The sequence below is a fragment of the Arthrobacter sp. SLBN-100 genome (genome assembly GCF_006715305.1).
GTDB lineage: Bacteria > Actinomycetota > Actinomycetes > Actinomycetales > Micrococcaceae > Arthrobacter.
The window spans coordinates 686,874-705,853 of record NZ_VFMY01000001.1; the positions used below are offsets into that span (position 1 = coordinate 686,874).

At 65.0% G+C, this 18,980-nt stretch carries 19 protein-coding genes; 8 read left to right on the plus strand and 11 right to left on the minus strand.

The features are described from left to right. Window positions 1-4: 4 nt before the first annotated feature. The 3 genes from FBY31_RS03205 to FBY31_RS03215 all read left to right on the plus strand — a co-directional run bounded on the left by FBY31_RS03205 (window position 5) and on the right by FBY31_RS03215 (window position 5,507). Window positions 5-2,953 (plus strand): DEAD/DEAH box helicase, encoded by a 2,949-nt coding sequence (locus FBY31_RS03205; RefSeq protein ID WP_142036790.1) that lies wholly within the window; start codon window positions 5-7, stop codon window positions 2,951-2,953. Between the two features lie 53 nt (window positions 2,954-3,006). Next, the gene (locus FBY31_RS03210) at window positions 3,007-4,668 is read left to right on the plus strand and encodes an amidohydrolase (RefSeq protein WP_142036793.1); all 1,662 of its coding nucleotides are present in this window, start codon (window positions 3,007-3,009) and stop codon (window positions 4,666-4,668) included. Between the two features lie 95 nt (window positions 4,669-4,763). Further along, the gene (locus FBY31_RS03215; RefSeq protein ID WP_142036796.1) at window positions 4,764-5,507 is read left to right on the plus strand and encodes a polyprenol monophosphomannose synthase; all 744 of its coding nucleotides are present in this window, start codon (window positions 4,764-4,766) and stop codon (window positions 5,505-5,507) included. Between the two features lie 85 nt (window positions 5,508-5,592). Here the strand turns inward: FBY31_RS03215 and FBY31_RS03220 are convergent, their stop codons facing one another. The 5 genes from FBY31_RS03220 to FBY31_RS03240 form a co-directional block, all read right to left on the minus strand. Further along, window positions 5,593-5,940 (minus strand): RNA polymerase-binding protein RbpA, encoded by a 348-nt coding sequence (locus FBY31_RS03220; protein WP_013600997.1) that lies wholly within the window; start codon window positions 5,938-5,940, stop codon window positions 5,593-5,595. A 241-nt stretch (window positions 5,941-6,181) separates the two neighbouring features. Then, entirely contained in the window at window positions 6,182-7,126 is a 945-nt protein-coding gene (locus tag FBY31_RS03225; protein WP_142036798.1) for an SPFH domain-containing protein, read from the minus strand. Between the two features lie 23 nt (window positions 7,127-7,149). Beyond that, on the minus strand, window positions 7,150-7,623 hold the full coding sequence (locus FBY31_RS03230; RefSeq protein ID WP_142036801.1) for an NfeD family protein: 474 nt from the start codon (window positions 7,621-7,623) through the stop codon (window positions 7,150-7,152). Between the two features lie 124 nt (window positions 7,624-7,747). Beyond that, window positions 7,748-8,629: a putative RNA methyltransferase gene (locus FBY31_RS03235; protein ID WP_142036804.1), complete on the minus strand. Its 882-nt coding sequence runs from the start codon at window positions 8,627-8,629 to the stop codon at window positions 7,748-7,750. Between the two features lie 71 nt (window positions 8,630-8,700). Then, the gene (locus FBY31_RS03240) at window positions 8,701-9,381 is read right to left on the minus strand and encodes a peptide deformylase (RefSeq protein ID WP_142036807.1); all 681 of its coding nucleotides are present in this window, start codon (window positions 9,379-9,381) and stop codon (window positions 8,701-8,703) included. Window positions 9,382-9,434: 53 nt separating this feature from the next. Between FBY31_RS03240 and FBY31_RS03245 the strand changes: the two genes are divergently transcribed. After that, window positions 9,435-9,893, plus strand: coding sequence for a nuclear transport factor 2 family protein (locus FBY31_RS03245; RefSeq protein ID WP_142036810.1), 459 nt, complete (start codon window positions 9,435-9,437; stop codon window positions 9,891-9,893). A 43-nt stretch (window positions 9,894-9,936) separates the two neighbouring features. Here the strand turns inward: FBY31_RS03245 and FBY31_RS03250 are convergent, their stop codons facing one another. From FBY31_RS03250 to FBY31_RS03260, 3 genes are read right to left on the minus strand one after another with little or no spacing between them, the layout of a single operon-like run. Continuing rightward, complete coding sequence (locus tag FBY31_RS03250) at window positions 9,937-11,094, minus strand: FAD-dependent oxidoreductase (RefSeq protein WP_142036812.1); 1,158 nt, start codon at window positions 11,092-11,094, stop codon at window positions 9,937-9,939. A gap of 1 nt (window position 11,095) precedes the next feature. Further along, window positions 11,096-11,779, minus strand: a complete 684-nt coding sequence (locus FBY31_RS03255; RefSeq protein ID WP_142036816.1) for a methyltransferase domain-containing protein — start codon at window positions 11,777-11,779, stop codon at window positions 11,096-11,098. A gap of 17 nt (window positions 11,780-11,796) precedes the next feature. Next, window positions 11,797-12,990, minus strand: coding sequence for a type III polyketide synthase (locus FBY31_RS03260; protein WP_142036818.1), 1,194 nt, complete (start codon window positions 12,988-12,990; stop codon window positions 11,797-11,799). A 326-nt stretch (window positions 12,991-13,316) separates the two neighbouring features. Between FBY31_RS03260 and FBY31_RS03265 the strand changes: the two genes are divergently transcribed. Then, a complete protein-coding gene (locus tag FBY31_RS03265; RefSeq protein ID WP_235012918.1) occupies window positions 13,317-14,666 on the plus strand; it encodes a plasmid pRiA4b ORF-3 family protein in 1,350 nt (449 codons plus the stop codon). Here FBY31_RS03265 and FBY31_RS22955 read toward each other — a convergent pair. Both FBY31_RS22955 and FBY31_RS03270 read right to left on the minus strand, forming a co-directional pair. Beyond that, window positions 14,657-14,854: a hypothetical protein gene (locus tag FBY31_RS22955; RefSeq protein WP_200833295.1), complete on the minus strand. Its 198-nt coding sequence runs from the start codon at window positions 14,852-14,854 to the stop codon at window positions 14,657-14,659. The genes FBY31_RS03265 and FBY31_RS22955 overlap by 10 nt on opposite strands. A 14-nt stretch (window positions 14,855-14,868) precedes the next feature. Then, complete coding sequence (locus FBY31_RS03270; RefSeq protein ID WP_200833296.1) at window positions 14,869-15,153, minus strand: FAD-dependent monooxygenase; 285 nt, start codon at window positions 15,151-15,153, stop codon at window positions 14,869-14,871. Between the two features lie 514 nt (window positions 15,154-15,667). Here FBY31_RS03270 and FBY31_RS03280 point away from each other — a divergent pair. Beyond that, window positions 15,668-16,255, plus strand: coding sequence for a hypothetical protein (locus FBY31_RS03280; RefSeq protein ID WP_142036821.1), 588 nt, complete (start codon window positions 15,668-15,670; stop codon window positions 16,253-16,255). Between the two features lie 124 nt (window positions 16,256-16,379). Here FBY31_RS03280 and FBY31_RS22960 read toward each other — a convergent pair whose 3' ends face one another. Continuing rightward, window positions 16,380-16,775 (minus strand): hypothetical protein, encoded by a 396-nt coding sequence (locus tag FBY31_RS22960; protein ID WP_200833480.1) that lies wholly within the window; start codon window positions 16,773-16,775, stop codon window positions 16,380-16,382. Between FBY31_RS22960 and FBY31_RS03285 the strand changes: the two genes are divergently transcribed. Both FBY31_RS03285 and FBY31_RS03290 read left to right on the plus strand, forming a co-directional pair. Beyond that, entirely contained in the window at window positions 16,768-17,736 is a 969-nt protein-coding gene (locus FBY31_RS03285; RefSeq protein ID WP_235012919.1) for a LacI family DNA-binding transcriptional regulator, read from the plus strand. The genes FBY31_RS22960 and FBY31_RS03285 overlap by 8 nt on opposite strands. A 187-nt stretch (window positions 17,737-17,923) precedes the next feature. After that, complete coding sequence (locus FBY31_RS03290; protein ID WP_142036826.1) at window positions 17,924-18,967, plus strand: LacI family DNA-binding transcriptional regulator; 1,044 nt, start codon at window positions 17,924-17,926, stop codon at window positions 18,965-18,967. Window positions 18,968-18,980: the final 13 nt, after the last annotated feature.

The window sequence follows — 18,980 nt, forward strand, 5'->3', positions numbered from 1 at the left end:
GTGTATGTCCTCCAATACCGGGCCGTTCTCCACTGGTCCATTCTCCGCCGGACCCAGCGATCCCGAGGAGCTTTCTCCCGCCGAGAGATACCGCGCCAGCGCCGAGAGAAGGGCAGAAGCAGCCACCTACCTGGGCTCCTTCATCCGGACCCTGGACTTTGAACTGGATGATTTCCAGCGGCAGGCGTGCAAATCCCTGCAGGAGGGCAGGGGAGTCCTGGTGGCGGCGCCCACCGGGGCCGGCAAAACCATTGTGGGCGAGTTCGCCATCTACCTCGCGCTGCAGCGTGGCCTCAAGGCGTTTTACACCACACCCATCAAGGCACTCAGCAACCAGAAATTCACGGAACTCACCGAAAAGTACGGTGCCGCGAAGGTAGGCCTGCTGACCGGGGACACCAGCATCAACGGTGACGCCCCCGTGGTGGTGATGACCACCGAAGTCCTGCGCAACATGCTCTACGCCGATTCGGCCACACTGGATGACCTGGGCTATGTGGTGATGGACGAGGTGCACTACCTGGCAGACCGTTTCCGGGGCGCAGTCTGGGAGGAAGTCATCATCCACCTTCCCAGCGAAGTGCAGGTGGCCTCACTCAGCGCCACCGTCTCCAATGCCGAGGAGTTCGGCGCGTGGCTGGATACGGTCCGTGGCGACACGGACATCATTGTTTCCGAGCACCGGCCGGTGCCGCTGTGGCAGCACGTTATGGTCGGCCGGCAGATCATGGACCTCTTTGCAGGGGAAACCACTTTCGATGAGATCGCTCCACCCGTCGACACCGAGCCCGGGGAACCGGCGGCCAGGGACGGCAGGAAAGACAACGCCAAGGGGCGCGGGTTTGATGTGAATCCGGACCTCCTGACTGTGGCGAGAAGCGAAAGCATGCAGAGTTTCCGCGCGAGGTCTGCTCCCGGTGGCCCCGGGGGCCGGGGACAGCGGGGCCGGCGCGGCAACGACCGGCCCGGCCGCGGCGGCGACGAACGGGGCGTGCGTCCGGCCAGCCGGCCCCAGGTGATCGCCAGCCTCGACAGGATGGACCTCCTGCCCGCCATCACGTTCATCTTTTCCCGGGCCGGGTGTGACGCCGCCGTCGCCCAATGCGTCGGCTCAGGCCTGTGGCTTACCACTGAGAAAGAGCAGCGGATCATCGCCCAGCGCGTCGACGAGGCCGGCCAGGACATTCCGCCGGACGACCTGGACGTCCTGGGTTTCTGGACTTGGCGTGACGGGCTGCTGCGGGGTTTCGCCGCCCACCACGCCGGCATGCTGCCCACTTTCAAGGAAGTGGTGGAAAAACTCTTTGCGGACGGGCTCGCCAAGGCTGTCTTCGCCACCGAAACCCTGGCCCTGGGCGTCAACATGCCGGCCCGTTCGGTGGTGCTGGAGAAGCTGGACAAGTTCAACGGTGAAGCCCACGTGGACATCACCGCGGGGGAGTATACCCAGCTGACCGGCCGCGCCGGCCGGCGAGGCATCGACGTCGAAGGCCACGCCGTGGTGCTCTGGCAGCCGGGTACGGACCCGACGGCGGTTGCGGGCCTCGCGTCCCGGCGCACGTACCCGCTGAACTCCAGCTTCCGGCCCACCTACAACATGAGCATCAACCTCCTGGCCCAGTTCGGCCGGGCCAGGGCCCGCGAAATCCTGGAATCCTCCTTTGCCCAGTTCCAGGCGGACCGTTCCGTGGTGGGCCTGGCAAAGCAGGTCCGCAGCAGGGAGGAATCGCTGGCCGGGTACGCCAAGTCGATGACCTGCCACCTCGGGGACTTCACGGAATACGCCCGGTTGCGCCGTGAATTGTCCGACGCCGAGAATATGACCTCGCGGACCAAGTCACGCGCCCGGAAGTCGCTCAACGATGATTCGCTGGCCCGTTTGCTTCCCGGTGACGTAGTCAATGTCCCTGGCGGAAGGGCGCCCGGACCGGCCGTTGTGCTCAGTTCGGACCACAGCAGCCGGGAGCCCCGCCCTGCTGTGCTGACGCTTGACAACCAGCTGCGGCGGATCGGGAACGATGACCTGGAAGGACCCATCACCCCGGTTACGCGCATCCGCATTCCCAAGTCTTTCAATGCGAAAGTCCCCAAGTCACGGCGGGACCTGGCGTCCTCGGCACGGAACGCGCTGCGCGAGAACCGTCCCCCTGCCCCGGGCAACAACCGCAACAACGATTTCGGGCTTGCAACTGCCCTGCCCAACCAGGAAAAGCGCATCGCAGGCCTCCGCAATGCCCTCCGCGCCCACCCTTGCCACGGGTGCAGCGAACGGGAAGACCATGCCCGCTGGTCTGAACGCTGGTGGAAGCTCCGGCGCGAAACCGATGGGCTGGTCCGGCAGATCCAGGGCCGCACCAACACCATCGCCAAGACATTTGACCGCGTCTGTGACGTCTTGTCCTCCTACGGTTACCTCGAGCCCGCGGGTGACGGCCAGTTGCACATCAGCCCCGACGGCCAGCGGCTGCGCCGGATCTACGGAGAAAAGGACCTGCTGATCTCCCAGTCCCTGCGGCTGGGCGCCTTTGATGACCTGGATGCCGCGGAAGTCGCTGCGCTTGCCAGCATCCTGGTCTACCAGGCCAAGCGCGAGGATCGGGGATTCCGCCCACGGATGCCCAGCATCTCCCTGGAGACCTCAGTGGACATCGTGGTCCGGGAATGGTCGGCACTGGAGGACGTGGAAGAGGACAACAAACTGCCCCTGACGGGCGAACCGGAACTGGGCCTCATGTGGCCGCTCTACAAGTGGGCCCGCGGCCGGCACCTGCAGGACGTCCTGAGCGGCACCGATCTTGCCGCCGGGGACTTTGTCCGCTGGGTGAAGCAGGTGATTGACCTGCTGGACCAGCTCGCGAAAATTCCCGGCCTCGATCCCCGCCTGGCGCGCCTGTGCTCGGATGCCATCTCACTGATCCGCCGCGGCGTCGTGGCCTATTCCTCCGTCCTCTGACATTCCCTGCCGGCCGCCCGCCGGCCGCACGATCTCCAGGAGTCTGCCTTCCCATGCCCAGCAATCAACCACTGCCCCAATCCCACCCCGCCACCAGTCCCGTGCTCTACCGCAACGGCTCCGTCTACACAGCAGCAGACCCCTTTGCCACCGCCATGCTGGTGGACGGTGACACGGTGGCCTGGGTGGGGTCGGAGCAGGCGGCTTCATCCATCGCTGACAGCTCCATGGAGATCATCGACCTCCGCGGCGCCCTGGTCGCGCCGGGCTTTGTTGACTCCCACACCCACCTGACGGAAACCGGCATTGCCCTGGATTCCCTGGCGCTGCAGGGCGTTTCCTCGGCCAAGGAACTTCTGGACGCGGTGGCCGCAGCCCCCGGCGGCGGCCCCGTGCTCGGTCACGGCTGGGACGAAACCACCTGGGCTGACCCGGCCCTGCCGAGCGCGGAGGAACTGGAACGGGCTTCCGGCGGCCGGGCTGTCTATCTCTCCCGGGCTGACGTGCACTCCGCCCTGGTTTCGTCGTCGCTGGCCGGCAGTGCCGCGCTTCGCGGCGTTGAGGGTTACGACGGCGGTGCGCGGGTCAGCCGCTCGGCCCATGCAGCTGCCCGGCAGGCAACACGCCGGCTCCCCGAAGAGGTGCTCCGCCGCCACCAGGAGCGTGCCCTGGCCGAAGCCGCATCCCACGGCTACGTGGCGCTGGTGGAGATGGGCGCTCCGCAGATCGGCGGGCCCGACGACCTCCGCCTGGCGCAAACCTGGAACAACCGCACCGGAGGGGGCAATCCAAGGCCTGAAGTACTGCCGTACTGGGGTGAACTGGCGTCATCCGAAGAACATGCCCGCAGCATCCTTGGCCGGCTTGGCCCAGGGATCCGAGGCCTGGCGGGGGACCTCAACATTGACGGCTCCATCGGCTCGCGGACGGCAGCCCTGAGGTCCGGCTACAGCGACGCTGCGGATGAAACCGGCAGCCTGTACCTTGGCGTGGAAGAGGCTGCCGCCCATCTGGCCGCCTGTTCGCTCGCCGGCATCCAGGGCGGCTTCCATGTCATTGGCGATGCCGGGCTGGACGCCGCCCTGCAGGCTTTGGAACTTGCGGCTGCCGAGGTGGGGGAGCAGCGGATCAGGGCTGCCGGCCACCGTTTTGAACATGTGGAAATGGTGGACGCCGCGGCGGTGGAAACCCTTTCCCGTTACTCCGTCACCGTCAGTGCCCAGCCTGGATTTGATGCTGCCTGGGGTGGTGCCGGCGGCCTCTACGAGAAGCGGCTGGGGGAGCGGAGCAAAGCCATGAACCCCTTTGCGAGCCTGTACTCGGCCGGAGTTCCTGTCTGCTTCGGCAGTGACAGCCCTGTGACGCCGCTGCGGCCCTGGTCAAGCGTCCGGGCGTGCCTGGAGCACCACAATGAGGCTGAACGGATCTCGGCGCGCGCAGCGTTCCTGGGACACACCCGGGCAGGATGGCGGGCGGCCCGGTATTCCAACCCCATGGCGGGGCAGCTGGTGCCCGGCGCTCCGGCCAGCTTCGCCGTCTGGGAGGTTGAGGAACTGATGGTCCAGGTGGCCGACGGCCGGGTCCAATCCTGGAGCACCGACCCGAGGGCGCGGACACCCCTGCTGCCTGCACTGGACACCGGTACGGACCCGGTATGCCTGCAGACCGTGCGGGATGGCCTGGAGCTGTTCGCGAGTCCTGCCTTGCGTTCCTGACCCCGTTGCCCGGCGCTCTATAATGGGTAGCTGCGCCCGCCGGCGGTTTCGCTGGCCAGCGGGTGCACCGACTGCTCCCCCCAGGAAGGCTTTCTGTGCGCGTCCTTACGATCATCCCTACCTACAACGAGCTGGAATCGCTGCCCATAACGTTGCAGCGGCTCCGTGCAGCGGTGCCGGCCTCGGACGTGCTGGTAGTGGATGACAACAGCCCTGACGGCACCGGCCAGCTCGCCGACGGGATCGCCGCCAAGGATTCCCAGGTCCACGTCCTGCACCGCAAGGGCAAGGAAGGCCTCGGCGCCGCCTACATCGCCGGCTTCAAGTGGGGCCTGGACGCCGGCTACGAAGTGCTGGTGGAGATGGACGCAGACGGTTCCCACCAGCCCGAACAGCTTCCCCAGCTCCTTGAAGCCATTGACCAGGGTGCCGACCTTGCCATGGGTTCGCGCTGGGTCCCGGGCGGCAGCGTGGTGAACTGGCCGCTTTACCGGCAGGCCATCTCACGGGTGGGCAGCACCTATGCCCGGCTGATGCTGGGCCTGAAGATCAAGGACGTCACCGGCGGCTACCGTGCCTTCCGCAGGACCACGCTCGAAAAGCTGAACCTGGACGAGGTGGACTCCGTGGGCTACGGCTTCCAGGTGGACCTCGCCTGGCGGGTGTCCCGGATGGGGCTGCGGATCGAGGAACGCCCCATCACCTTCGTGGAGCGCGAGCTCGGCGCCTCAAAAATGAGCGGCAACATCGTGGTGGAGGCAATGGTCAACGTTACGAGATGGGGACTCCAGGCACGCTGGAACACCCTCACCCGCAAGAAGGTGCCAGCCCGGCAATAGTCCTGTACTAAAAGCAGGTGTCCTTAACCCAAATGGGCCGTCCCGCATACTGTGCGGGACGGCCCATTTCCGTATTCAGGGTGTGTTACGCGGAGCGGCGTTCTCCGCGGCGTTCACGCAGGATGGTGAGGCGATCTTCGAGGATCTGCTCCAGTTCCGGCAGGGAGCGGCGTTCCAGCAGCATGTCCCAGTGAGTGCGGACTGCCTTATCGTTGCTGGTGTCCGGGCGTTCGCCGTCAACCAGGAGCGCTTCCTTGCCGGTCTTGGAAACCCACACCGGAGGAATCTCCGCTTCGGAGGAGAAGGTGACAAAGACCTGCTCGCCGTCTTCGCACCGGTACTCGACGCGCTGGCGCGGAGCCGGCTCGACTCCGGACTCGGTCTCCATGCTCTGCGCGCCAAGGCGCATGCCCCGCAGGCTGCGATCGCTCATGATTTCTCCCTCTGGTCGGTTCGCGGTGTAGAACCCGCGCTAGCCGTGGCGCAAGCGCCTCCGGACTATTCTGTGCACTGTGCTGCATCTTTAGATTCAACGCATTGCGAAGCTTGGTTGTTCCGGCGGATCTACTCCTGCCAGACAAATACCCAATTATACGCGTGCCATGCCACGTCAGCCAAAATGAAGGGATCCGCAGCTGCTGCGGATCCCTCCATCGGCGTGGCCGGGCACCGGATCAGGGCTCGGAGGGCTTGGCTCCCACCTCATCGAACAGTCCGGCAACGCCGGTCTCAGTGGTGGTTCCGCCCAGGGCATTACCGATGCCTTTGAGGGCTTCGCCAACTTCGCTGGGGATGATCCACAGTTTGTTGGAGGAGCCTTCCGCCAGCTTGGGAAGGGTCTGCAGGTATTGGTAGGCCAGCAGTTTCTGGTCCGGGTTGCCTTTGTGGATGGCGTCAAAGACCTTCTGGATGGCCTGCGCTTCACCGTCAGCACGCAGGATGGCTGCCTTGGCATCGCCTTCCGCTGCCAGGATGGACGCCTGCCGCTGGCCCTCGGCGGTCAGGATGGCCGACTGCTTGGTGCCTTCGGCCGTCAGGATGGCGGCACGCCGGTCCCGCTCCGCGCGCATCTGCTTTTCCATTGAGTCCTGGATGGAGTGCGGCGGGTCGATGGCCTTGAGCTCCACGCGGGAAACGCGGATGCCCCAGCGGCCCGTTGCCTCATCCAGTACACCGCGCAGCTGGCCGTTGATCTGGTCCCGGGAGGTGAGTGCCTCTTCGAGGTTCAGGCCGCCCACCACGTTGCGCAGGGTGGTGGTGGTCAGCTGCTCCACTGCCTGGATGTAGTTGGCGATTTCGTAGGTGGCAGCCCGTGGATCGGTGACCTGGAAGTAGACCACGGTGTCGATGGAGACCACCAGGTTGTCCTCGGTGATGACCGGCTGCGGAGGGAATGACACCACCTGTTCGCGGAGGTCCAGCAGCGGCAGGAGCCGGTCCACAAACGGAATCAGGATGGTAAGTCCCGGGTTTAGCGTCCGCTGGTACTTGCCCAGCCGTTCCACGACGCCGGCGCGCGCTTGCGGAATGATCCGCACAGAACGGACCAGAACAATAATCACAAACACGATCAGGACTACCAGCACAATAGCCAATGCAGTTCCTCCGGCGTTATCCATACATCTCCTTGTTCCCCAATTGATCAGGCTGTTTCAGGCTGGCCCGCAGCTTCGGGCGGGGCGGACACCACTGCCGTTGCCCCGTCGATGGCGGAAACCACAACTCGTTGCCCGGCGGGAAGGACGCCGCCGGCACAACGGGCAGTCCAGATGTCACCGCCGATTTTGACCAGCCCGCCGTCAGACGACACAGGTTCCATCACCAGGGCGTGTTCACCGATCAGCCGGTCCACGTTGGTCCGCTGGTCGGACGGGCCTAGCTTGAGGTGGGCGAGGGCCACGGGCCGGACGAAGGCGATCATCAGCAGTGACACGACGCAGAAGACCAGGATCTGCAGCCAAAGGTCTGCGCCCGCGAAGTCGGCCACCAGCGCGGCCAAGGTTCCCCCACCGAGCATGATAAAGAACAGGTCAAGTGTGATCATCTCGATCACTGCAAACGCCAGGAAAGCCGTGAGCCACAGGGCCCACCAGTTTTCCCCCAGCCATTCGAACAAGTTCTCCCCCTTTGCTACGGGGAGCCGCGGACGCGCACCCGCCAGTAACTGTCCTTCAATCTTAGTGCTGCCCTGTCAGCTGTGGGCCGCTCATGCAGGCAGCCTGCGGATAGTAGCCAACTCGTTACGTGGCGGCACGTTTCCTGGGGCGGAAGACCAGCACCTGGAACTTCGCTTCCGTGATGATCGGCTCGGGCAGTCCCTCAAGGCGCGCAGAAACGGCATCGCGGTCCAGGTGGTGTCCTGCCGGTCCCATAAAGGCCAGGCCTGCTGCCTCCGCGCGGGTCAGTTTCAAGGGGATGTCGACGGCGGAGGCCGTTTCGGCGTCGAAATACCCACCCATCACTTCGGCCAGCCGCGCCTCCTTGCCCTCCTCGATGCCGAGCATTCCGGTGACCGCAGCAAGGGAGGCCAGATGCCCGCTCCGGGGCGTGACCACCACCAGCCGCCCGGACGGCCGCAGCACCCGGGCAAACTCCGGGGCGTTGCGGGGCGCAAAGATGACGGTGACGGCGTCCACCGAGTCGTCCGCCAGCGGTAAGGGCTGCCAGATATCACAGACCAGGTTCACAGCCTCCGGATTGAGGCGCGCGGCACGGCGGAGGGCGAACTTTGAGATGTCCAGGCCAAGGGCAGCCACCTTCCGGTCCTGGGCTGCCGCAGCATCGAGCAGAACCCGAAGGTAGTGCCCGGTTCCCGTTCCCGAGTCCAGCACGGCGGCGCGGCCTGCCGGGAGGAAAGGTACGACGGCGGCTGCCACCGCGTCGGCAAGGGGCCGGTAATGGCCGTCCCCCAGAAAGTCGGAGCGGGCCTGGACCATGGCGGACGAGTCGGCCTCGAAGGCCGTCCCCTTACCCACCAGCAGGTTGAAATATCCCTGCCTGGCCGCATCGAAGCTATGGCCGGAAGGGCAGGTGAGGCGGTCCTGGCCCGAGGCCGTCCCCAGAAGGTCCAGCGGATTCGAGCACACCGGGCACAGCAGCGGAAGGTCGGTGGTGGAGGGCATGGGAACCATCCTATGGGTGTGCTGTCCGGTGCTCTTAGCGGTGTTCTTTAGCGGTGTCCGGCACGGGAAGGTCAGGTGCCACTGATGCCCGCGGGGCCGGCGTCGAAACCCAGCCCCTGCTGCGCCTTGCGGATGCCTGCTTCCGCCCAGTGCGCCGCGTATTCGGCGTTGCTGCTCAGCGACCGCAGCTGGGCCTTGTCCACGTACAGCACACCATTGAGGTGGTCCGTCTCATGCTGGACAATGCGGGCCTGCCAGCCGGAAAACTCCCGCCGGGTGGACAGTCCGTCCGGAGTCTGGAATTCGAGGAGGACTGCTTCGTGGCGGGCAACCACTGCCTGCAGGCCATTGAGGGACAGACAGCCCTCATAGAACGAAACAAGCCCGGGGCCCAGCGGCGCATAGCGGGGGTTCACCACGGCAAGGAACTCCAGCGGGCTGCGGTGCCGCAGGGAAGCGGCCTCGGGATCGACGTCGAACTGATCCTCCAGGACAGCCAGCTGCAGCGGTATCCCCAGTTGGGGTGCTGCGAGGCCCACGCCGGGTGCCTCGTGCATCACCTCGCGCATGAGGTTGATCAACCGGGTGAGCAGCTCGGCGGACAGCTGCCCGTCAAACGCTGCCGCGCGCTGGCGGAGCGCGGGGTGGCCTGCCTGCACGATGGGCGGAAGGGTCCCGGCGGCGACGATCCGCTCCACGGTTTCGCGGATCTGTTCGGCAGTGAGGTCTGTTCCGGGCGTGCTCTGGCTCATGGGCAAAGCCTAACGGCAGGGCGGCGCCCGCACGCTCGGCTAGTGTCTATGTCATGCCTGACCCTTCCTCCCTGCCCGACCCGGCACTGGACACCTCGGCAACGCACACCCCGGCACTGGCTGCCTCACCACTGGATTGCGTCCTGGGGTTTATCCGCGTCCTCGAAGCGGGCGGGGGAGCGGCCGGCATCAGGCCTTTCCTCGCGGACTCCTTTGTCCTGGTGGAGGCCCCGCACCTCCTGGCGCCCGAGGGCTCCACCCGAAGCCTGCCCGAAGTCCTGGCGGGAGCGGACCAAAGTTCAGATGTGGTCTCGGACCAGTCATTTGTCATCCGGCGGACCACCTGTGAGGGCGGCCGGGTGGCTGTCGAAGCCGACTGGTCTGCGACGCTGCGGATGGACCTCCGGTACTGGGACCGGGGCGAAGTGATCCGGGCCAGAACATCGTCGGTGTTTGAAGTGCGCGAGGGGTTAATCTTCAGCCAGGACAGTTACGACTGCTACTACCGGTAGGTACTGCGGACGAACTGGCGGCGCACCAGTTACTGCACACCGCTTACTGCATGGTGAAGCGCCGGGCCACCCAGCGGTTGACTGCCGGGGTGGCAGCCGCGGCGCTGATTCCCAGGTTTCGCAGCGTCAGCAGGGGCCTTGGCAGCGGGCGTCCCAGCATCATGTTGATTTCGGACTGCCGCCTGGCCAGCATTGCAGCTTGCCGCCGGTTGGCGTCGAATTCCTTGAACTGCCGGTCGGTCTGGTGTCTATCGCCGCCTGCCAACGCCGCGCGGATGAGGGGGGAGAGGGCCTGGGCATCCAGCCAGCCGAGGTTCATGCCCTGGCCGCCGATGGGGCTGATCTCGTGGGCTGCATCCCCGATCAGGACAACCCGTCCGGCCGCCATCTGGCCGGTGAGGACGGACCGAACGCTGAAAGCGCTCACCATGGTGCTGGTATCCGGATCCGGAAGGATCCCGGTCCGTTCCCGCACCAGCTCTGCCAGCCGGGCCGACCCGGCACCGCCCGCGGGCCGGCCCAGCCGCACCACCCACCGCCGGACACCGCCCGGCAGGGGGAAGGACTCAACGATTCCGCCCGGCTCAAGGAACAGGACGGCCCTTTCGCCGTAGGGCCCTGGGTCCTGGAAGTCGCCCATGAGGTAATGGTCAGGGTAGTTCCTGGTGTTCACGGGCACGCCCAGAAGGTTGCGCACCCGGGACCGCGCGCCGTCGGCTGCCACCACAAGGGACGCGGCAAACTCCACCTCCCGGCCCTCGGCCTCCCCGCCGGCCTCCCCGACGACGGTGACCCGTCCGCCGTCGTCCGTGACCTGGGTGGCGCGCACATCGCGGATGATTGCATGGCGGTCGAGCTGGCAGACACGGTCCTCCAGGAGCTGCTCTGTCCGGAACTGCGGCAGTGCCAGCACGAACGGGAATGTATCGGAGATTCCGCCAAAGGACATGGTGCCTACCGTCCTCCCGCCGCTGACCGCCATCCCGTCCCGGATCCGAACGCCGTCCCGGATCGCGGAATCGGCAATCTGAACCTTGTCCAACGCCTCAAGTGCGGGTGGATGGATGCCGATGGCGCGTGAGTGCAGGTTCCTTGTTGGCCGCTGTTCCAGCACCCTGACGCTCACGCCGTCCTGGAGCAGTAAAGCGGCAAGGTACAAGCCCACCGGACCCCCGCCAATGATCAGGACGTCCGTTGCCACGTCAGCTCCTGCGCAGGGCGAGAAGCTGGTGGAACGCCGCGGCAGGTTCCACTGTCCAGCCCGGCGGAGCGACTGCCGATAATTCTGCGGGGCTGTAACTCCTGCGGATGGACGTCAGGCCGTCAACGCGGATGTAAGAATGCCGGAAAGGCAGTGCGGCAGCAGAGAAGAGGGCGTAGGCGGCACGGCTGCGACGCAGGTCGTTGTGGAGGACCTTCCGGCTGGCCAGGGCCGCGGAGTCGGAAAGGAGCTGTTGGAGTTCACCGGCCGAAAGATGGTGGAGCACGTGGTTTGAGATGACGAAGTCGAAGCTGCTTCCTTCCCGGACCAGGTCCGCGCTGTGTGCCTGGCGGAATTCAACCCCGGGCAGGGGCGGACGTCCACGGGCGAAGGCGGCGGCGCGGGCGTCCGGGTCTATGCCGGTGATCCTCAGGGCCAGCCCGTCACGGCGGGCCCATGCGGCGAGCCGGTACGCCAGGTCCCCGCCGCCGGAGCCTATGTCCAGCAGCGTGGCGGGAGCCGGGTTTTTCGCCAGCGTCGGACGAAGTTCCCGCACGTACAGCTTCCGCCAGCCGGAAAACACGCGGTTGACCAGTCCGAACTGGCGGTAGGTGTTGTCCAGGAGGCGGGCATCGCAGTCCGGCCGGTCCATCAGTTCCACGGCGCCGACGGCCCGGTGCCGCATCAGTAGGTCCACGAGGTTCAGGAAACCGGAACTGTCGCCGCCGCATGCTCGGGCACCTGGCTCGGCTGCGCTGCGGCAGACGCCTGCCGCAGCTTGGTGAACAGCCCCGTCTCCACCGTGAGTCCGGGCCCGAACGCCATGGAGCAGATCCGTTCGCCGCCGTCCTCGGGCGCCTGGTCCAGGATGTGCTTGAGCACAAACAGCACCGTCGAGCTGCTCATGTTGCCGTAATTGCGCAGCGTCTCCCGGGCAGGGACCAGCTGCTCGTCAGTGAGGCCGAGCCGGGACTGGACTTTGTCCAGGATGCTGCGGCCGCCCGGGTGGATGGCCCAGTGGCGGATGGACGTGTAGGGGAGCGCCGCCAGTTCCGGGTCCTTCGCCAGCAGGGGCTGAAGGGCGCCCACGATGTGGTCATCGATGATGTGCGGCACGTAATTCCCCAGGACCATTTCAAACCCGTGGTCGCCGATGTTCCAGGCCATGGCGTCCTCGCCAACCGGTGTGAGGACGGTTTCGAAGTGGTCCAGCCGGAGCAGGGACTGTGCCTCCGAGCCGCTCCGGGCTGTGACGACGGCGGCCGCGGCACCATCGGCGAACAGGGCCGAACCCATAATGGTGTCAGGGTCGTTGGAGGTGCGCACGTGCAGGGAGCACAGCTCGGCGCAGACCACGAGGACAACCGCGTTCGGGTCCGCTTCGCAGAACAGTTTCGCTGCCCGGAGCGCGGGAAATGCCGCGTAGCAGCCCATAAATCCGAGGTGGTAGCGCTGGACCGCCGGATCCAGGCCGAGCTCCCGGACGATCTTGTAGTCCGGGCCGGGGTTGAAGAACCCGGTGCACGAAACCGTGATGAGATGAGTTATGTCAAGTAAATCGAGCTCAGGGGCGGCAGCGACTGCAGCGCGCGCGGCTTCCACAAAGAGCTTGGTGGCCTCGCGGCCGAAAATCTCGTTGCGGACCTTTGTGCTGGGATTCAGCAGCAGGCCGGTCCCGGGATCGTAGAACTGCGGGCTGTCGGAGCGCAAATCGTTGGTGAGTTCTTCAACGGCGGTGAAACGGGTGTCGATGGCGGCCGAGTCAAAACAGGTGCTGACCAGCCGTGAACCAAGCCGGGTCAGACCTGGCTGGGCCGCAAACACGTCACGGGCTTGCGTCTGGATCAGCATCGTTTTCGGGACAGCAGTTTCAAGTGATCGCACATAGACCGTCATTGACTCATTCTTAACGAGCAGCCGGTATATGACAATGCTGACCTGCGGATTTGTGTGCTGGAGCCTGCCTTTGCGCTGGTCCAAGTCACGGTGCCCGGATCACCGACAGGCCCCTTTCGCGATTCCTGGTAAAGCGCCGATAATCCACATTATGTCAAGCTGCACTCGGGGAATCGCATCTGATGCGAATTCGACGGACTTTGATACAGCGGGACGGTTGGCGCAATCAGCAGTTGACAGTGGCCTCGCCCAAACACTGGGGCTGGCAGGATAGTGCTGTGACGATACGAAATCCAGATCCAGATTCCGGTGCGATGTTGCTGCGGATGAAAGTCTCCATCGCGGGCAGCGAGCCAGCCATCTGGCGGCTCCTTGAGATCGACCCTTCCCTAACCATGGACAGGGTGCATGAGATCCTGCAAACGGCCGTTGGCTGGCGGGATTCACACCTGCATTCCTTCACGGACATCGATCCCTATGTCCGTCTGCGTGCCGTCAACGGAATCGTGCGCGAACCGCGGCGCTGGGTCCCCCTGGACCTGATGGAAGACTCTGACGATGACCTCCCGGAGACGGACTGGACCCTGGGCCAGATCTTAACCCCGGAGTCCGGTCCCCTGTTCTACGAATACGATTTCGGAGACGGCTGGATCCACCGCCTCGAACTCACCGGAAGCCTCCCCGCCCCGGCCAACACCCCAAGGGCACGGCTCCTGGACGGGGCGAGGCGGGCGCCGCTGGAAGATTCCGGCGGCATCGGTGGCTACCATGACCTCCTCGACGCCCTCGCGGACCCCGGCCACGAAGACCACAAAGACCTGAAGGCATGGGTCGCCTTGACAGCCGGGCCATGGCAGGAATTCGACCCGGAACAACTGGACATTAATACCGTGAACAACGAGCTCGACCTGCTGTTCCCTGCTCCCTCTGCCAACGAACATGGCCCCGGAAGCGAGTCACTGACCCAGGAACTCACGAACCGGATGCCTCCCGGCCTGCGACGCGAATTCCGTTCATACCTGCACGCCGCCGGCCTCGACGGCCCCGCAACGGTCGAAGCAGACGTCGCCGAGACGATGACCGCCCCCTATCTCTGGCTCACCCGCCGCATCGGGCCTGACGGTCTATCCCTCACCGCTGCCGGCTGGCTACCGCCGACCGTGGTCCGCGAGGCAATGACCGAGCTCGGCTGGGCCAAGGACTGGATCGGCAAAGCCAACCGCGAGGACCAGACCCTGCCCGTCCTTCAGCTGCGCGAAAGCGCTCAACGACTCGGCCTGATCCGCAAAATCAAAGGCAAACTCGTCCTCACATCCGCCGCCAAACGGCTGCTCGATGATCCCAAAGGCCTGTGGCTCTTCCTCGCACGATCCATCGCCCACCGGCACCGCCATGACTCCGAGCGCGACGCGACGCTGTTACTCCTGCTCGAAGTCGCGGCAGGGAAACGAACCAGCTGGGCCCACTACCTTGAAGCCGTCGCCTTCGGCCTCGGAGCACTCGGCTGGAGCACCCGCACCGGAGCCGAACTGGAACCGAACACCGTCCAAGCACTCCTCGTCGATGCCCACGAGGTCCTGCTGAACCTCGGCATCTTCAACGACCGCTTCGGGCTCAAAGCAAACACCGTCAAGGCGCCAGGGCAAGCCTTCGCCCGCGCAGCGCTTCATTCATAACCACTCACACCAGCAATCACCGACCCCGCGGGGACCCACGCCCCGTTGGCGGGGGCGTGCTCAAAGCTGGCCAGAACGACGTCGCCTTCCTGCCTGAGCGCGGTGATCCGGTCTCCGAAGCGGTATCCGGTGCTGTCGGAGGTGGCCGCGACAAGGAGTTCGGCGAGGTCACCCCTCAAGATCTCCACCTCGGCGGTCACGCTCATACCGCTCGGGTCGCCGCGGGAAAACGGGCAAGCACCTGGCCGCGCGAGCCGATGAACTCCACGCCCAACTCGCCGGGCTGCACGGCTCGGACCCGTTCCTCAAGCCCCATCCGGCGGATGACCTGCAGCCCTGCTCCCTTGAGGTCAACATTCTGCCCGCCCGTGCGCAAAGCCGGCGCCCGCTCCACCACCGTCGTGCGCCAGCCGGAGCGGTTAAGCCAATACGCCAGAGCCGGGCCCGCGATGCTCGCGCCTGCGATCAGGGCGGAAGGAACTGACATCTGCACAGGGTAGCCCAGTGATCACGGCTAGGAGAATCTTTCACCAGCGGGCGCGGGCAGTAGCGGCGCACGGGGAGACCGAATAGTTCCAGATCGAATAATCACCGTTACCAGTAGTAACTCTGCTATCTCATGAATGAATCATTCAGGCCCTCTCCCGCGGAGTTCTGCGGCCCGCGCTGGAGGCGCCTTGCGCCCGTGGCGTTCAGGGGTTTTTCCTGCTTCAGTCGATGTTCCCAGCCATGGCTGCGTGGGCCACCTGCTCCCAGCAGGACGTGGACACCTGGCTCACGACCGGGCCGACCACCAGAAAAGCCATCCGGACCTTCTTCATCTTCGCGCACTGGACGAGCACCTCTCCGTCACGCCGCCACCACTGGTCGCCGACGCACTCGGCTACAGCTACCAGGTCGCTCCCCCCACACCGATGCCGCAGGCGAAGCGTGGACGCGTTATGCCAGTGAGCGCACGTGAATAGGACACCAGTACGCGAGCTCGTGCCAGACTTCCAGGCATGGTGACTGCCGCTTTCTACTTTGCGACCCTTGAGGACCAAGCGACGCTGCTCGACTACCTGGGAGAACCGGACAAAGTCACCTTGCATCCGTGGCCAGTTGTTCGAAATCCCCTGGATGCCCTCACTCGCGGGGGCGCGCTCGCCAGCCCCCAGGTAATGGTAGTCAATCAGGACCTCGGCCCACCGGTGCCGATCCGTCCGGGAGACGGGGCGCTGGATCAGCCGACGAAAGCTGGCTTCTTCAACAAGCTCAATTGGGGCCGGTTACACCCTGCCCACGACGAGGCCCTGGTGGACTCGAATGCCTCCCCGGTGCTTCTCTGGGTCCCCGCCGAAATCGGCAGTGAAGTCATAGGCGTTAGCCAGCTCGGATCGCAGGCCGACGCAATGGCAGCAATATCGGCGGATTATGAACGCTGGGTCAACCGGACGACCGGCTGGATACGACGCAAGGGGACGAAAGTCTGGGGCCTTGAGCAAGGGACGCTTCGGCCCGATCTCAACATTCAGCTCGGCTTCATCAACAGTGTCTACGCGCTTCCCGCAGCTCTTCGAGCACTCGAGCAAGGCGCGGCCGGACGCTGACGAATCGCAGCGACACCCAGAATGAGCGCCTGTGCGGAGGAGAATACGCACCAACTCGATACGCAGGGGTGCCAGTAGATTGTCGCAGACCACACTGTTTGTGCCTTTGGGCTGGCGTCTCTGTCTAAGGAACGCCGAGGGTTGTCGAGGGTGCCGGGACCAGGGGCAATTGGGTTTCCAGCTGCTGCGGGCCGGTTGCAGGTTCCGCTAGTTCCATCGGTATGGACAAGTAGCCTTGAGCCATTGCCGCCAGGGCGAGAACACGGACTAAAGTTCCGGGACCGGCGACCTTTTTTGATGCTTCCATAGAGCACTCCTCCTTGAGTGAGGTGAAGCAGGCAAAACGTTTACGCAAACGTTTGTAGGAGTAAACGCGGTATGAGCCAGTGCTGTCAATATGCCGGCAGCCCTCAATCTGTAAACTGTCGGAGGTTGTGCGAAACGTTCGCGTAAACGATTCTCCAAAGGCGGCGACGATGACGACGATGGTAAAAGTGGCCAAACTTGCCGGCGTGTCCATCTCGACAGTCTCACACGTCCTGAACGGCACCCGGCACGTCAACGATGAGACGCGTCAAAGAGTACTGAAGGCCATCGAGGAAACCTCCTATCGCCAGGATGCCCTGGCCCGGGCTATGCGCCGGTCCCGGACGGACAGCATCGGACTGATCGTTTCCGACGGCGGCGAGCCGGCCTTCGCGGAGATGATCCGCGGTGTGGAAGAAACTGCCGCCAACCAGGGAATCACCCTGCTGCTGGCCAATTCCGCGGAGGACCCGGAACGTGAGGCTCGCGCCGTCCAGGCCCTCCTGGAGCGCAGGGTGGACGGCCTCATCCTGGCCCGCGCCGCGGGCTCCGGCCCGGAGGCCTTGACGGACTTCGCCGACCAGGACACTCCGCTAGTGCTGATGGACCGGCTATCCGATGACCCGTTCGACCAAGTGGGGGTGGAAAACCGTGCGCCCATCAAGGAACTGGTGGAGCACTTGGCGTCCCAGGGGCATCAGCGGATTCTGTTGATTGCCGGGGATACAAGGGTTGCCACTCTCCGGGAACGGCACGACGCCTTCCAGGAGGCGATGGCGAGGGCAGGCATCCCGGTGACGGACCAGCTGACCGTTATCGCCGGGGAGCCCGAGGAAACCGACACCGGAATCTCGAAGGCGCTGTCGGCAGCGCAGCCCCCTACCGCCGCCATAGCCTGCAGTACTGTGCTGGCCGCGGCAGCACTTCGCCACATCCAGCAGCGGGCCTTGCGGATGCCAGAAGACATCGCCTTCGCCACTTTCGACGGCTTCGCCTATGCAGACCTGTTTGAGCCCCAGCTCACCACCGTCCGCCAACCCGCCTTCCAAGTCGGCGCAACAGCAGCCAAGCTGCTGGCCAAGAGGATCGCCGACAAATCTGTTCAGCCGACCACTGTAAGACTGGCACCCACCATCGAATACCGCGCCTCCTCCTCCGCAGGACCACGCTCCTAGCTCCCCTGGCCTGCGCCATCGCCATCTGTTGTTGGCAAGGCCATTGGCAACACCGGAATAGTCACTTCCGTTTTTCCTCCTCCGGTCTTTGAAGAACCGGAAGACAACTTTGTGACCTATTGCACATCGAAACGTTTGTCTCTACTATCGAAACGTTCGCGCAATCGTTTCGCTAGAAGGAGTCGCAGTGGCAACCATCGTCGATGTCGCATCACTTGCAGGCGTTTCGACGTCCACTGTGTCGCACGTGCTCAACGAAACGCGGCACGTGGAACCGGAGACCAAAGAGCGGGTGATGAGTGCGGTGCAGGCCACCGGATATCGGCGCGATGTGCTGGCCCGCTCGATGCGCCGGGCCAGGACTGACTCCGTCGGCCTGGTGGTTTCGGACGCCGGGGAGCCGGCCTTCGCGGACATGGTGCACGGGGTGGAAGAAGCCGCCGCACAGAACGGCCTGTCCCTGCTGCTGGCAAACTCGGCGGAAGATCCCGCCAGGGAACGCGCGGCAGTGGAGACACTTCTGGACCGCCGGGTTGATGGCCTCATCATTGCCCGGGCTGCCGGTTCGGCGGCCGGCTTGCTGGAGCGTATCCGTGCGCACAAAAAGCCGCTGGTCCTCTTGGACCGGCTCGCGGGCCTGGACGTGGACCAAGTAGGCGTCAACAACACCTCCGCGATGGCGGCCCTGGTTGAACACCTCACCGCCCAGGGTCATGAACGGATCCTTCTGGTCTCAGGGGACCTGCGGGTCTCGTCCCTCCGCGAACGCTATGACGGTTTCCGCGCCGCCATGGAGGAGCGAGGCTTTGAGGTCCCCGCCGCCTTGCTCTGCGAAGGAACCGTAACAGCGGCGGCCACCTTTGACAGTGTCCGGGCAGCGCTGCGCACCTCCGGTCCGAACCAGGAACGTCCGACGGCGGTCCTCGCCTGCAGCACGCTGCTGGCGGCTGGTGCCTTGCGGGCGGTGCAGCACGAAGGCCTGCGGGTGCCCGAAACGATGGCGTTCGCAACCTTCGACGGGTTTACGTACTCGGACCTGTTTCAACCCCAGATCACTACGGTCCGCCAACCGGCTTTCCAGCTCGGTGAAAGCGCCGTGAGTCTACTTCTGCGACGCCTGGAGAACCCTTCCGCTCCAACCAAAATCCTTCGACTCGACTCCGACATCGAATTCCGCCGCTCCACCAGTAGCTTCCCCTTAAATACCTCGACATCACATCCCGTCAGCTAGGCAACCAGCCATC

Bases quoted from the DNA above. Each gene is read 5' to 3' on its own strand.
- FBY31_RS03205 (WP_142036790.1), top strand. From the start codon at position 5: ATGTCCTCCAATACCGGGCCGTTCTCCACTGGTCCATTCTCCGCCGGA.
- FBY31_RS03210 (WP_142036793.1), top strand. From the start codon at position 3,007: ATGCCCAGCAATCAACCACTGCCCCAATCCCACCCCGCCACCAGTCCC.
- FBY31_RS03220 (WP_013600997.1), bottom strand. From the start codon at position 5,940: ATGAGCGATCGCAGCCTGCGGGGCATGCGCCTTGGCGCGCAGAGCATG.
- FBY31_RS03225 (WP_142036798.1), bottom strand. From the start codon at position 7,126: ATGGATAACGCCGGAGGAACTGCATTGGCTATTGTGCTGGTAGTCCTG.
- FBY31_RS03235 (WP_142036804.1), bottom strand. From the start codon at position 8,629: ATGCCCTCCACCACCGACCTTCCGCTGCTGTGCCCGGTGTGCTCGAAT.
- FBY31_RS03240 (WP_142036807.1), bottom strand. From the start codon at position 9,381: ATGAGCCAGAGCACGCCCGGAACAGACCTCACTGCCGAACAGATCCGC.
- FBY31_RS03245 (WP_142036810.1), top strand. From the start codon at position 9,435: ATGCCTGACCCTTCCTCCCTGCCCGACCCGGCACTGGACACCTCGGCA.
- FBY31_RS03255 (WP_142036816.1), bottom strand. From the start codon at position 11,779: ATGCGGCACCGGGCCGTCGGCGCCGTGGAACTGATGGACCGGCCGGAC.
- FBY31_RS03260 (WP_142036818.1), bottom strand. From the start codon at position 12,990: ATGACGGTCTATGTGCGATCACTTGAAACTGCTGTCCCGAAAACGATG.
- FBY31_RS03265 (WP_235012918.1), top strand. From the start codon at position 13,317: ATGAAAGTCTCCATCGCGGGCAGCGAGCCAGCCATCTGGCGGCTCCTT.
- FBY31_RS03270 (WP_200833296.1), bottom strand. From the start codon at position 15,153: ATGTCAGTTCCTTCCGCCCTGATCGCAGGCGCGAGCATCGCGGGCCCG.
- FBY31_RS03280 (WP_142036821.1), top strand. From the start codon at position 15,668: ATGGTGACTGCCGCTTTCTACTTTGCGACCCTTGAGGACCAAGCGACG.
- FBY31_RS22960 (WP_200833480.1), bottom strand. From the start codon at position 16,775: ATGGACACGCCGGCAAGTTTGGCCACTTTTACCATCGTCGTCATCGTC.